At 67.9% G+C, this 14,015-nt stretch carries 12 protein-coding genes; all 12 read left to right on the top strand.

Annotation, left to right across the window (positions count from 1 at the left end; all coding sequences use genetic code 11):
* Positions 1-9: 9 nt before the first annotated feature.
* Positions 10-351, top strand: a complete 342-nt coding sequence (locus tag ABN611_RS27860) for a metalloregulator ArsR/SmtB family transcription factor (RefSeq protein WP_350275205.1) — start codon at positions 10-12, stop codon at positions 349-351.
* Between the two features lie 3 nt (positions 352-354).
* Entirely contained in the window at positions 355-849 is a 495-nt protein-coding gene (locus ABN611_RS27855; protein WP_350275204.1) for an SRPBCC family protein, read from the top strand.
* Positions 849-1,529, top strand: a complete 681-nt coding sequence (locus ABN611_RS27850) for a dihydrofolate reductase family protein (protein ID WP_350275203.1) — start codon at positions 849-851, stop codon at positions 1,527-1,529. The genes ABN611_RS27855 and ABN611_RS27850 overlap by 1 nt, the downstream gene beginning before the upstream one ends.
* 507 nt (positions 1,530-2,036) lie before the next feature.
* Positions 2,037-2,996, top strand: coding sequence for a LacI family DNA-binding transcriptional regulator (locus ABN611_RS27845; RefSeq protein ID WP_350275202.1), 960 nt, complete (start codon positions 2,037-2,039; stop codon positions 2,994-2,996).
* Positions 2,996-3,631 carry a DUF1961 family protein gene (locus tag ABN611_RS27840; RefSeq protein WP_350275201.1) on the top strand — a complete coding sequence of 212 codons (636 nt, stop codon included), beginning with the start codon at positions 2,996-2,998 and terminating at the stop codon, positions 3,629-3,631. Before ABN611_RS27845 ends, ABN611_RS27840 begins: the two co-directional genes overlap by 1 nt.
* Before the next feature lie 172 nt (positions 3,632-3,803).
* Complete coding sequence (locus ABN611_RS27835; RefSeq protein WP_350275200.1) at positions 3,804-4,421, top strand: DUF624 domain-containing protein; 618 nt, start codon at positions 3,804-3,806, stop codon at positions 4,419-4,421.
* Positions 4,422-4,431: 10 nt separating this feature from the next.
* Positions 4,432-5,982, top strand: coding sequence for an extracellular solute-binding protein (locus ABN611_RS27830; protein ID WP_350275199.1), 1,551 nt, complete (start codon positions 4,432-4,434; stop codon positions 5,980-5,982).
* A gap of 16 nt (positions 5,983-5,998) precedes the next feature.
* On the top strand, positions 5,999-6,991 hold the full coding sequence (locus tag ABN611_RS27825; RefSeq protein WP_350275198.1) for an ABC transporter permease subunit: 993 nt from the start codon (positions 5,999-6,001) through the stop codon (positions 6,989-6,991).
* Positions 6,992-7,001: 10 nt separating this feature from the next.
* Entirely contained in the window at positions 7,002-7,889 is an 888-nt protein-coding gene (locus tag ABN611_RS27820; RefSeq protein ID WP_350275197.1) for a carbohydrate ABC transporter permease, read from the top strand.
* Positions 7,886-10,468: a Tat pathway signal sequence domain protein gene (locus tag ABN611_RS27815; protein WP_350275196.1), complete on the top strand. Its 2,583-nt coding sequence runs from the start codon at positions 7,886-7,888 to the stop codon at positions 10,466-10,468. Before ABN611_RS27820 ends, ABN611_RS27815 begins: the two co-directional genes overlap by 4 nt.
* Positions 10,441-13,134: a Tat pathway signal sequence domain protein gene (locus ABN611_RS27810; protein ID WP_350275195.1), complete on the top strand. Its 2,694-nt coding sequence runs from the start codon at positions 10,441-10,443 to the stop codon at positions 13,132-13,134. The genes ABN611_RS27815 and ABN611_RS27810 overlap by 28 nt, the downstream gene beginning before the upstream one ends.
* A 66-nt stretch (positions 13,135-13,200) precedes the next feature.
* On the top strand, positions 13,201-14,001 hold the full coding sequence (locus tag ABN611_RS27805; protein WP_350275194.1) for a hypothetical protein: 801 nt from the start codon (positions 13,201-13,203) through the stop codon (positions 13,999-14,001).
* Positions 14,002-14,015 lie beyond the last annotated feature (14 nt).

The raw sequence follows: 14,015 nt of genomic DNA, 5'->3' as shown, positions 1-14,015 counted from the left end.
ATCGCTGGCATGGCACGAGCAGCGACCACGTCGGACGTCTTCAACGCGATCGCGGAGCCGCAGCGCCGGCAGATCCTGGTGCTGCTGCGGGCGGGCGAGCGGCCGGTGACCGAGTTGGCCGAAGAGCTGGGAATGTCCCAGCCGGGAGCCTCCAAGCACCTGCGGGTGCTCCGCGAAGTCGGGCTGGTGCGCGACCGCAAGGCGGGCAAGCAGCGCTTGTACGGCCTGGACGCCCGCGGGTTGCGGCCGGTTCACGAGTGGACCGGCGGCTTCGAGCGGTTCTGGAACGAGAGCTTCGACCGGCTGGACGCGTACGTGCAGGAGCTCAAGCAGGCGAGGCAGGAGGACTGATTGATGGGCGAGCTGGGAGCGCGTTCCGCGACGGCCAGCCGGGAGGTGGTGATCTCCAGGGTCATCGACGCGCCGCGCGAGCTGGTGTTCGAGGCGTTCACCGACGTACGGCATCTGTCGCGATGGTGGGGGCCGGAGGGGTTTGCCACGACCACGCGGTCGTTCGAGTTCCACGTCGGCGGGGTGTGGGACTTCGCGATGCGCGGGCCGGACGGGACGGAGTACGCCGAGTGGATCTCGTGGACGGAGATCGCCCCGCCGGAACGCATCGCGCTGCTGCACGGTGAGTCCCGCGACGACCCGAACGCCTTCGAGTCGGTGCTGACGTTCGAGCCCGACGGTATGGCGACGCGGATCGAGATGCGCACTGTGTTTCCTACGCAGGAGCTGCGCGACGAAGCGGTCGAGAAGTATCACGCTGTCGAGGGCGGCCGGCAGACGCTGAGCAAGCTGGCCGCGTATGTCACCGAGATCCTGGCGAAAGGGGCTGAGGGCTGATGGGCGGGAAGGTGTTCTTCAGCGTGACGATGTCGCTGGACGGGTTCATCGCGCCTGCGGAGGTGCCCGTCGAGGATCTCTTCGGGCCTGCGAGGAAGCCGGACGATCCGGGCGTACGGCGCTGGATGGCGCAGTGGTCGGAGCTGCATCAGGCCACGTTCCCGCAGCGGTTCTTCCGGGAGAACCTGAAACTCGGCAAGGGCGGCGAGGAAGGCCGGGACAACGAGATCGCGCGGGCGACGCACGAGCGGATCGGCGCCAATGTCATGGGCAGGCGGATGTTCGACGCCGGAGAGTTGGCGTGGCCGGAGGAGGCGCCGTTCCATACGCCGGTCTTTGTCGTGACACACACCAAACGCGACCCGTGGGAGCGGCCGGGCGGGACGACATTCCACTTCGTCACCGAGGGCATCGAAGCGGCTCTCGACCAGGCCCGCGCTGCCGCAGGTGACCGCGATGTCCGCGTCTCCGGCGGCGGCGAGACGATCCTGCAGTACCTGAACGCGGGCCTGATCGACGAGTTCACCATCACGCTGTCGCCGGTGCTGTTCGGCGCCGGAACCCGCCTGTTCGAAGGCGTCGACGCGGACCGCATAGCCCTGGAGCCGGCACGCACGGAGCCCGCTCCCCGAGTGACCTACCTGACGTACGCCGTCCACAACCGACAGCCGCACGCGTAGCCACTCGGCCCCGATCGCGCGCGCAGTGCGTCGCCCGCGACACAGCCGGCGCCGACCGCCGAAGACCGTCACCGGAACCGGGCATACCAAATGGGGACGTTGCACAGGCAATACCTTGTGCACGGTCCCCATTTGATGTCGCAAGTCCAGCGCCTGCCCCCCGCAGGACCTGGAACTTCGCCGGAACCCGAACGGCGTAGACGCAGCCCGCGCGCCGCCGAAGGCGGCCAACAGAACGGCCGCCGCGCAGCGGTGTCCTTTCCACGCGGCGGTGTCCTCGGCGGGACCTGGAGCTTCGCCGGTACCCGCACGGCCTGGATGCAGTCCGCGCGCCGCCGAAGGCGGCCAACAGGACAGCCGCCGCGCAGCGGTGTCCTTTGGATTTAGACGATTCAATCCGGGCTGACTAGACTGCTCGGCAGACAGGATCGAGACGCTGGACGGGGGATGATGGCTACGCCCAGCATCAAGGAGGTTGCGCGGGAGGCCGGGGTTTCGGTCGGGACCGTGAGCAACTTCTTGAACCGGCCTTCGATCGTGGCGCCTGCCACGCGCAAACGTGTGCAAGCAAGCATCGACGCCCTCGGATTCGTCCGGAACGAGGCGGCCCGGCACCTCCGCGCGGGCAAGAGCCGCACGGTCGGCCTCGTCGTGCTCGACGTCAGCAACCCGTTCTTCACCAACCTCGCCGAAGGCGCCGAGTCGCTCGCGTACGAGCACGACACAGTCGTGATGCTGTGCAACAGCAAGACCGACCCGGTCCGCGAAGGTCATCACCTCGACCAGCTCGAGCAGCAGCGGGTGATGGGCATCCTCATCACCCCGTTCGACAGCAGCGATCCGCGCCTCGCCGCCCTGGTGGATCGCGGTACGCCGGTCGTCCTCGTGGACCGTACGGCGGATCGCGGCCTGTGCTCCGTGTCGGTCGACGATCAACTGGGCGGACGTCTCGCGGGGAACCACCTGATCGAGGCCGGTCATCGCCGGATCGCCTTCGTCGGTGGGCCGTTCTCGATGCAGCAGGTAGCGGATCGCCAGGCCGGGATCACCGCGACCGTCGAGGAGGCCGGCGGCGTCGAGCTCCAGCACTACGAGGTCGACGTGATGGGCGTCGTCGAGGGCCGCGCGATCGGTGAACGCATCGCCGCGCTCCCCGCCCGGTCCCGCCCGACCGCGGCGTTCCTCGCCAACGACCTGCTCGCGCTCGGATTCCTGCAGGGTATGGCCGTCGCCGGCCTCCGAGTACCGCGGGACATGGCGATCGTCGGGTACGACGACATCGACTTCGCGCGGGCTGCCGCCGTACCGCTGTCGTCGGTGCGGCAACCCGCCGAGCTGCTCGGGCGGTCCGCGATGGAGCTGCTGCAGGAGGAGGTCGAGGCTGCGGACCGGCACAAGCACAGACAGGTCATCTTCCAGCCGGACCTGATCGTCCGCGAATCCAGCGACTTCAAACGCAAGCGCTGATGACGGTCTACTACGAGAACCCGCTCGCCTCCCCCACCGACCTCGACGGGTTCCGGCTCGAGGGCGACGGCGCGACCTCGTTCCCGCTCGGTCGGCTGCGGCTGGAGAGCGTGCGCCCGGCCGAGGACGGTCAGGACGCGAACGTGGTGCTGTGGTGCCCGGAGGACTTCCCACCCGACGTCACCGTCGAGTGGGATTTCTGGCCGATTCGCGAGCCCGGCCTGTGCATCCTGTTCTTCCACGCCCGCGGCCGCGCCGGCGAGGATCTGTTCGACCTCCGGCCGCGCACCGGGCCGTACGAGCAGTACCACCACGGCGACCTGGACACGTACCACGTCTCGTACTTCCGCCGCCGCTGGCCGGCCGAGCGGGCCTTCCACACCTGCAACCTGCGCAAGAGCTACGGGTTCCACCTGGTCGCGCAGGGCGCCGACCCGATCCCGGACGTCGCGGACGCCGACGGCCCGTACCGGATAAGGCTCACCGCCCACCAGGGCGAGATCACGTTCGCGGTCAACGAGCTGGTCAGCTTCTCCTGGCGCGACGAGCAGCCGCTGCCCGGCGGCAAGCTCGGCTTCCGGCAGATGGCACCGCTGATCGGCGAGTACGCGAACCTACGCGTCTCGCGCCCCTGATCGGCGAGTACGCGAATCTGCGCGTCTCGCGCCCCTGACTCGCGCCTTCGCGCAAAACCGGTTTCCCGCCGCCGTGACCGCTCCCTGACAAACGCTTTCCGAAGCCTTGACATTGAGACGATTCAACCATACGGTCACATCACTTTTCGCCCGATTCAAGGCAGGAACCGGCATGAACGGTGGCTGGGCCATCAAGCTGTACGACGCTGCAGACGAGGTGCTGTGGGCGATCAAGCTGAACGCGCTGTGGATGCTCTTCACGCTGCTCGGCGGGATCGCTCTCGGTATCGGCCCGGCCACGCTCGCGGCATATTCGCTGGCCAGACGCAGGTCATCCGATGAATCGTTTCACGCGTTCACTGCCTTCCGGACCGCGTTCCGCCAGGAGTTCCGCCGCGGCACGCTCGTGGTACTCCCCCTGGTCGCGGCCGCCGTCGTACTCGTGGGCAACTACCTGTACTTCGCGGCGGTCGGTGCCGCACTCCCCCGGCTGGCCAGCCTGGTCGCGCTCGTCGCGCTCGGGCTGATCTCGGCCTACGCGCTCCCGATGGCCGTGCACTACGACCTCGGCGTCCGCACGTTGTTGCCCAAGGCATCGCTGATCGCGCTCGCGCGACCGGCGTCGTCCCTGGTCCTGCTGTTCGTCGCGGTGTCCATCGGCTACCTGTCGGCCAAGCTCCCGGTGCTCGGGATCGTGCTGGCCGGTGGCGCCTGGATCCGGCTCGACACCTGGCTCTGCCTGCGCTTCTTCGCCGAGAACGAGGCGCGTCTGCACCCGAGTGGTAACTGAAAGGGAACTCATGACCATCTTCTCCCGACGGCGGATCGCCGTCGCCGCCGCGCTGTCGACGGCACTGCTCGCCGCCTCCGCCTGTTCCGGCGGTGCGGACACCGAAGGCGGCCAGACCGCCGGCAACGAGATATCGGTGATGGCGCATCTGTTCGGGACCGCGCCGGATCCGAACGGCGAGATGCAGCAGGCCGTCGAGAAGCTGATCGGCAAGAAGCTCAAGATCACCTGGGTGCCGAACGCCGAATACGGCGACAAGACCAACGTCGTCCTTGCCTCGGACAACATCCCCGACGTGATGGTGGTCAACGAGAAGAGCCCGGGCTTCGTCAAGGCGGCCGAGGCCGGCGCGTTCTGGGACCTGACCGGCAAGCTCGACAAGTACCCGAACCTGAAGCCGGCCAACGAGCAGACCGCGAAGAACGCGCAGACCAACGGCAAGACGTACGGCATCTACCGGGTCCGGCCGCTGCTGCGCTCCGGGATCGTGATCCGCAAGGACTGGCTGGCCAAGCTCGGACTGAAGGAGCCGCAGACCGTCGAGGAGCTGTACGCGGTCGCGAAGGCGTTCACCGAGAAGGACCCGGACGGCAACGGCAAGAAGGACACCTACGGGCTGATCATCCCGAAGTGGCCCGGCAACTACGCGAGCGCCAGCCCGTACGACGTGATCGAGACCTGGTTCGGCGCGCCGAACGGCTGGGGTGAGCGCGACGGCAAGCTGGTCCCGGGCTTCGACACGCCGGAGTTCCTCGAGGCCAACCGCTGGCTGCGCAAGTGGGTGACCGAAGGCCTGATCAACCCCGACTTCGCCACCCTGGACACCGCGAACTGGAACGACCCGTTCGTCCAGGGCAAGGGCGGGATGATCATCGACGTGAACGTCCGGGCCACGCAACTGCTGGACATGTTCAAGGAGAAGTCCCCGAAGGACTTCGACAAGGTCACGCTGGTCGGGAACCTGAAGCGCGCCGACGGCCAGAAGTTCTCCTACCCGTTCACCGGCTACCACTCGGTGATGGCGATCTCCAAGCAGCGCATCCGGACCGAGGAGCAGCTGGACGACCTGCTGAAGACGCTGGACAAGCTGCAGTCGAAGGAAGGCTCGATCCTGCTCACCAACGGCATCGAGGGCCGCAACTTCAAGGTCGAGGGCGAGTACGCCGTCCCGATCAACCAGGACGACCCGAAGGTCAAGGCGATCCAGAACGACGTCGACAAGGCGTTCATCCAGCTCGGCACCCGCGCGAGCGTCGGGCTCGGCGCCTACAAGCTGAAGCCGAACGACGAGGCCAGCCGGGCGATGCGGGAGAAGTTCGACGTGCTGATGAACGAGGACCTGAAGACCGCGGTGTTCAACCCGGCGCTCAGCATCATCGCGCCGACCTCGGTGGCGAAGGGCCAGACGCTGGACACGATCGTCCCGGACGCCCGGATCAAGTACCTGTCCGGCACGATCACCGAGGAGCAGCTGAAGGCGCAGATCAAGCGCTGGTACGACGGCGGCGGCACGGACATCGTCAAGGAGGTCAACGACCTGGCCGCCAAGGCCGGCGGCTGAGCGGCCGGGGGACGACATGGCCACCGACCTCGTGCCCGAGGTGGCGCAGCCGGCCGCGGACTCCCCGCGGCCGGCGGCCCCGCCGAAGGGCAGACGCCGTACCCGGACCGTCGCCCGGGACCTGCTCCGCTACCGCTGGCTGTACCTGTTGCTGCTGCCCGGTCTCGTGTACTTCGCACTGTTCAAGTACCTGCCGATGTACGGGCTGACCATCGCGTTCAAGGACTACGTGCCGTTCCTCGGGTACTCCGGCAGCGAGTGGGTCGGGCTGAAGCACTTCCAGGAGCTGTTCACCGGACCGGACTTCGGCCGGTTGATGTTCAACACCCTGCTGCTCGCACTGCTGACGATCGTCTTCGTCTTCCCGGCGCCGATCGTCGTCGCGCTGCTGCTGAACGAGCTCCGGATCAACGTGCTCAAGCGGTCCGTGCAGTCGCTGGTCTACATCCCGCACTTCCTGTCGTGGACGATCGTCGCGTCGCTCACCTACCTGCTGTTCTCGGTGGACTTCGGCGTGATCGCGAACTGGATCCACGGGGTCGTCGGCGGGCAGAAGACCGACTACGTCGCGCAGGCCGACTGGTTCCGGCCGCTGATCGTGCTGCAGCTTCTGTGGAAGCAGACCGGCTGGGGCACGATCATCTACCTGGCCGCGCTGGCCGGCGTGGACTCGCAGCTGTACGAGGCGGCCCGGGTGGACGGCGCCGGGCGGTGGCGGCAGTTCTGGCACATCACGCTGCCGGCGATCCGGCCGACGATCGTGGTGATGGCGATCCTGACGTCCGGGAACCTGATGGACTCCGGGTTCGAGCAGATCTGGCTGATGACCACGTCGCTGAACCGGGACGTCGCGGACGTGTTCGACACGTTCGTCTACTACATCGGCATCACCCAGGGCTCGTTCAGCTACGCGACCGCCGTCGGGCTGTTCAAGGGTGTCGTCGGCGTCGTCCTGATCTTCGGCTCGAACTTCCTGGCCAAGCGACTCGACCAGCGCGGCCTGTTCTGAGGAGACACTGATGAAACAACGAGTCAGGTACTACGACTCGGTCGGCAGCCGGGTGTTCGACGCACTCAACGTCGTCGTCCTGACCGCGCTGGCGCTGGTCACGGTGCTCCCGCTGCTCTACGTGCTCGCCGGATCGTTCGCGACCGAGTCCGAGATCAGCTCGCGGCCGTTCTTCCTCTGGCCGCACAAGTTCGTCACCGACACGTACCACTACATCTTCTCCACCGGGACCTTCGTCCGCGCGCTGCTGACCACGGTCGCGGTGACCGCGGTCGGCACCGTCGTCCAGCTGCTGCTGACGCTGACCATGGCGTATCCGCTGGCCAAGCGGTTCCTGCCCGGGCGGACGCTGGTGCTGAACCTGGTGATCTTCACGCTGGTGTTCAGCGGCGGCATGATCCCGACGTACCTCGTTGTCCGCGACCTGGGGCTGCTGGACAGCTACTGGGCGCTGATCCTGCCGCTGGCGATCAACCCGTTCTACCTGATCGTGGTGAAGAGCTTCTTCCAGGAGCTGCCCGAGGCGCTCGAGGAGGCGGCGCGGATCGACGGCTGCAACGAGCTGAACGTGTTCCTGCGGATCGTGCTGCCGTTGTCGAAACCGATCATCGCGACGTTCTCACTGTTCTACGCGGTCGGGATCTGGAACGACTACATGTCGCCACTGCTCTACATCGACGACAGCAAGAAGTGGACGCTGCAGATGATCGTCCGCCAGCTCACCGCGGCGAACGCCGACTCGGCGAACGTCCTGCAGCAACTGGAGACGGTCACGTTCCCCGAGCAGGGCCTGAAGTTCGCGGTGGTCGTGGTGGCGACGCTGCCGATCCTGTTCTTCTACCCGTTCCTGCAGAAGCACTTCGCGAAGGGCGTGCTGATCGGGTCGGTGAAGGAATGACCATCCTGCAATGGCTGGAAACTCCTTGTGGACAAGGCGTCTCCTGGGGCGTTCCGTGGCCGCGCGGAACGGTTGCCGACGGCACCCGGTTCGCGCTGGCCGACGGTACGCCGCTGCAGAGCTGGACGACGGCCACGTGGCCGGACGGGTCGGTCAAGTGGTCCGCCCACGCGATCGGCCCGTCCGAACGGCCGCAGTCGTCGTACGAGCTGGTCGTCGGCCCACCCGCAGCCCCGGAGACACCCGTGCGGGTGGAGCGGATCGGCGAGGAACTCCAGGTCACGACCGGTGAGGTGACCTGGACGCTGCGAAAGCCGTACCTGATCGCGTCGATCGCGATCGGCGACCAGGAGATGGTGCGCGACGTCCGGTTGGTGAGTCTGCGGCAGGACGGCCCGGACGGCGACCTCGGCGCGAGCCGTGAGCAGACGACCGCGACCGTGGACCGCGTCACCGTCGAGCAGGACGGACCGGTGCGGGCCGTGGTCCGGCTGGAGGGCAAGCACGGCGACTGGTTGCCGTTCTCGGTGCGGCTGTACTTCTACGCCGGCGCCACCGACGTACGGATCATGCACAGCTTCGTGTGGGACGGTGACCCGGACCGCGACTTCCTTGCCGGGCTGGGGCTCAGTGCGGACGTGGTGATGCGCGACGAGCCGCACAACCGCCACATCCGGCTCGCCGGGCCGTCCGGCTTCCTTACGGAGGCAGTCCGCGGCCTGACCGGTCTGCGGCGCGATCCCGGCGGGGACGTACGCCGTACACAGGTCGCCGGTGGCGCCGTCGCAGAGATCACCAACGCTGAGGTGGCCGACCGCCTGCACCTCGTCCCGCAGTGGAACGACTACACGCTCGACCAGACCAGCGCGGACGGCTTCACGCTGCGCAAGCGCACCGGACCGGGGCAGGGCTGGATCACTGTCCCGTCCGGGACCAGAGCGTCCGGCTACGGGTACGTCGGCGGTGCCTGCGGCGGACTGGGTTTCGGGCTGCGGGACTTCTGGAAACTGCACCCCACCCGGCTGGACATCCGCAACGCGGCCACCGAGCTCGCCACGGCCACGGTGTGGATGTGGTCGCCCAGTGCGCCGGCCATGGACGTGCGCTACTGGCACGACGGCATGGACCAGGACACGCACGCCGAGCAGCTCGAAGGTCTCGAGATCACCTACGAGGACTACGAGCCCGGCTTCGGCAACGCGTACGGCGTCGCCCGCACCCATGAGCTCACGCTCCGAGTCCACACGTCCACACCCCAAGCGGCGGAGCTGTCGGAGCACGTGGCACTGCTCAACTCTCCCGGCCTGCTCACCGTCTCCCCGGCACGATTGCTGGAGGCAGGTGTGTTCGGCACCTGGAGCCTGCCCACAGCCGACGACCAGGACATCGAGGCCCGGCTGAACTTCCTCTTCCAGTACTACGTGGGTCAGCGCGAGCAGCGGCGCTGGTACGGGTTCTGGGACTACGGCGACGTCATGCACACCTACGACCGCGACCGGCACACCTGGCGGTACGACGTGGGCGGGTACGCCTGGGACAACTCGGAGCTGTCCCCGGACCTGTGGCTCTGGTACCAGTACTTGCGGACCGGACGCGCGGACGTGTTCCGCTTCGCCGAGGCGATGACCCGGCACACGGGTGAGGTCGACGTACATCACCTAGGTCGCTGGAAGGGCCTGGGGTCGCGGCACAACGTGCAGCACTGGGGCTGCAGCTGCAAGCAGGTGCGGATCTCCAGTGCGATCTACCGGCGGTTCTACTACTACCTGACCGCCGACGAGCGGACAGGTGATCTGCTGGACGAGCTGGCGGCCATCGAGGAGACGTTCCTCGTCGTCGACCCGCAGCGCAAGGTGCGGCCGGACGTGTACTCCCCCGACCCGCATGCGCTGTCCATCGAGCTCGGCGTGGACTGGGGTGCGCTGGCCGCGGCCTGGCTCACCAGGTGGGAGCGGCACGGAGACCAGCGAGCACGGGCCCGTCTGGTGGGGACGATGACCGACATCGCGGCCCTGCCGTACGGCTTCCTCACCGGGAGCGCCCGGCTGGACCTGTCGACCGGCCGCTTCGACACCAGTCGGAACACCATCGCCGTGTCGCACCTGTCCTCGCTCTTCGGGCTGCCCGAGATCTGTTCCGAGCTGATCGACCTGGACCTCGACGTACCGGGGTTCGAGAAGGCCTGGCTGGACTACTGCCGGCTCTACCTGCTCTCGCCCGAGGAGCAGGCCGCGGAACTCGGTCAGCCGCTGCAAGGCATCTCACTCGTCCAGGCCCACAGCCGGCTGGCCGCGTACGCCGCCGCACGCACCGGCGATCCCGAGCTCGCCCGCCTGGCCTGGCGCAAGTTCTTCGTCGACGAAGGCGACCAGCTCAACCGCAACCCGATGCAACGCGAAGCCGAGTGGAAGACCACTCCGGTCGCCGGCGCGCTGATGCCGGTCGACGAGGCCCCGTTCGTCAGCACCAACAGCGCATCGCAGTACGCGCTGGCAGCGATCCAGAACTTGTCCCTGATCCCCGAACACCGAAACGACAGAGGTGGAACGGCATGGAGGTCTCACGACGCACTGTCCTAGCAGGTATGGCCGCCGTACCTGCTGCGTCCCTACTGGAGAATGTCCAACCAGCGGCGGCTGCTGGAACCCCTGACGTGAAGCTCAGCTGGCTGGAGGGCAAGCCCACCACGGCAGCTGTCACGACCTGGGGCACGCCGTGGCCGAAGGGCGCCGTACCAGCGAACCAGTCCTTCGCACTGAAGGCCGCCGACGGCACCGACGTACCTGTGCAGAGCTGGCCGACCGCCTACTGGCCGGACGGCTCACTCAAGTGGAGCGCCCACGCGATCGCGGTGGAAACGCCTGCCGAGTCCTACACACTCGGCCCCGGTACGGCGACCGCGCCCGCGCGGCCCGTCACCGTCAAGGACGAGAAGCTGTACGTCGACGTGGACACCGGCGTGATCCGTACCCGGATCCGGAAGAGCGGGTCGGAGGTGGTCAGCCAGATCTGGCGTGGTGACGTGCTGATCGCGCACAAGGGTGTGCTCGTCAACCTGAAGCAGGACAAGATCGCCGAGGACGAGGAGGGCGGCGCGGTCCGGGAGCGGTACCTGAGCGACGTCCAGAAGGTGACCGTCGAGCAGGCCGGTCCGGTGCGCGCGGTCGTGAAGGTGGAAGGCCGGCACAAGTCCCGCAGGGGCATGTCCTGGCTGCCGTTCACGGTGCGGCTGTACTTCGTCGCGGGTGCGGAGAACGTGCGGATGGTGCACACGTTCGTGTACGACCGGGACGGGCAGAAGGACTACATCGCCGGGCTCGGTGTGCGGTTCTCGGTGCCGATGCGCGATGCGGCGTACGACCGGCATGTCCGGTTCGTCGGCGAGGGGCACGGGGCGCTGTCCGAGGCGGTCAAGGGCATCACCGGGCTGCGGCGCGACCCCGGAACCGCCGTACGGGCCGCGCAGATCGCGGGGACGAAGCTGCCGGACCCGTCGACGTGGGACCAGCGGGTGACGACCCGGCTGCAGTACATCCCCGAATGGGGTGACTACTCGCTGAGCCAACTGAACGCGGACGGGTTCACCGTGCGCAAGCGGACGAAGCAGGGCTACGGCTGGGTGCCGGTCGACCAGGGCAAGCGCGCGTCCGGGCTCGGGTACGTCGGCGGCGTCAGCGGCGGATTCGCCTTCGGACTCAGGGATTTCTGGCAGCGGCACCCGACCCAGCTGGACATCCGGAACGCCGCGACCGACGACGCCGAGGTCACCGTGTGGCTGTGGTCGCCGGAGGCCGGTGCGATGGACACGCGGTTCTACCACGACGGCATGGGTCAGGACACGTATCCGGAGCAGCTCGAGGGCCTCAACATCACGTACGAGGACTACGAGCCCGCCTTCGGTACGCCGTACGGGATCGCCCGGACGTCGGAGCTGACGTTCTGGGCGCTGGCGGCGACGCCTTCGGCCGCACGGCTGGGTGACCTCGCCGACCAGGTGCGGACGCCGCCGCAGCTGATCAACCCGGTGGACCATCTGGTGAACACCCGGGTGTTCGGTGCCCTGTTCAGCTCGGTGGACCGGTCGGTGCCGGCGAAGAAGGCGATCGAGGACCACCTGGACTTCCTGTTCGACTACTACCGCGGGCAGGTCGAGTCCCGGCACTGGTACGGGTTCTGGGACTACGGCGACATCATGCACACGTTCGACGAGGACAGGCTCGTCTGGCGGTACGACGTGGGCGGCTACGCGTGGGACAACTCGGAGCTGTCCCCGGACCTGTGGCTCTGGTACGCGTTCCTGCGGTCCGGGCGGGCGGACATCTTCCGGTTCGCGGAGGCGATGACGCGGCACACCGGCGAGGTCGACGTCTACCACCTGGGCCAGTGGGCCGGCCTCGGGACGCGGCACGGCGTACAGCACTGGGCGGACAGCGCGAAGCAGCAGCGGATCAGTACGGCGGCGTACCGGCGGTTCTACTACTACCTGACGGCTGACGAGCGTACTGGCGACCTGCTGTCGGAGCTGGTCGACTCGGACAAGACCTTCCTGGTGCTGGACCCTCTGCGGAAGATCCGGACCGAGCCGTACACGCCCGACCCGCATGCGCTGTCCATCGGCCTCGGTACCGACTGGAGCGGGCTGGCGGCCGCCTGGCTGACCGAGTGGGAGCGTCAGGGACCGAAGGCCGACGTGGCGAAGGCCAAGCTGCTCGGGACGATGGAGACGATCGCCGCGATGCCCAACGGGTTCGTCACCGGCGGCGGGCTGTACGACCTGGACACCGGGCGATTCGCGCCGGTCACCACGAAGACCGTGAGCGTGTCGCATCTGAGCGCCATGTTCGGCGAGGTGGAGATCTGCGCCGAGCTGATCGACCTGGTCGACATGCCGGCTTTCGAGGCGGCGTGGCTCCAGTACTGCCGGCTCTTCAACGCCACGCGGGCGGAGCAGGCGGCCGAATGCGGCGCGCATTTCGGGAACCTCATCCTGCGGCAGGGCCATGCGCGACTGACGGCGTACGCCTCGGTCCGGCTGAACCGCGATGACCTGGCCGCCCGTGCCTGGAAGGAGTTCTACACCGGCGACGGCTACGGGCCGACGCTCCCGTGGTCGGCCGAGGAGGTCAGCAGCACGCTCAACAAGACCCAGGCCGCCAAGTGGGTCTCGACCAACGCCACGGCCCTCTACGGCCTGTCCGCGATCCAGACGCTGGCCCTGATCGGCGACCAGATCGTGAACCCGTAGCAACTTTTCGGGCGCCGGCGGCATCTCTCCCAGTAGCTGCATTGGGGAATGCGGAGGGGGAACGAGATGCTGATCCGTCGTCTGACGGCCGGCGCGGTGGCCGGAATACTGACTGTGCTCGTCGTTGGTTGCCAGGGTTCGGACCCGGCAACCAACGACGCGCTCGCGACCACGCCCACACCGCCGCCGGCGTCCACTCCGGCCACGAAATCGGCGTCGCCACCGCCGGCGTCGACGCCGACCCCGACGAAGCCGGCCATTACCATCACAGGGCTGTCGGCGACGTCGATCCTGCGCAAGACGCAGGCCGCCGCGAAGGCCGCGACCAGTGTGCGGATGAAGGGGTCGCTGACCGACGGCAAGGAGCGGATGGTGCTCGACGTCCAGCTCACCAGGACCGGGGGGCAGGGGTCGATCACGATCGACGGCGCCGCGATGTCGGTGCTGGTCGTCGGGCGGACGGCGTACCTCAAGCTCAGCGACAAGTTCTGGCGCAGCCAGACCAAGACCCAGGCCGAGGCGGACGCGATCGTGGGACTGATCGCGGGACGCTGGATCAAGACCTCGCTGGACAACGAGGAACTGCGCGACTTCGCGCTGTTCGCCAGCAAGACGGAGTTCTTCGACACGCTGTTCGAGCCGAGCGGCAAACTGCGCAAGACCGCGCCGCGGACGGTCGACGGCGTCGCGTCGATCGGCCTGCGGGACGCGGACGGGACCCTGTGGGTCGACACCGCCACCGCGCGACCGGTGCGGCTCGAGTCGTCCAGCACCGACGCGCTGTCGTTCAGCGACTACAACCGGATCCCGGCCCCGAAGGCCCCGCCCGCCGCCCAGGTGATCGACGGCAAGGCCCTCGGAATGTGACGAGCGGGGCACGC

This window comes from Kribbella sp. HUAS MG21, from assembly GCF_040254265.1.
Taxonomy (GTDB): Bacteria; Actinomycetota; Actinomycetes; order Propionibacteriales; family Kribbellaceae; genus Kribbella.
Note: the sequence above shows the minus strand (reverse complement) of the source record. Positions and strands in the feature narration are given on the sequence as shown.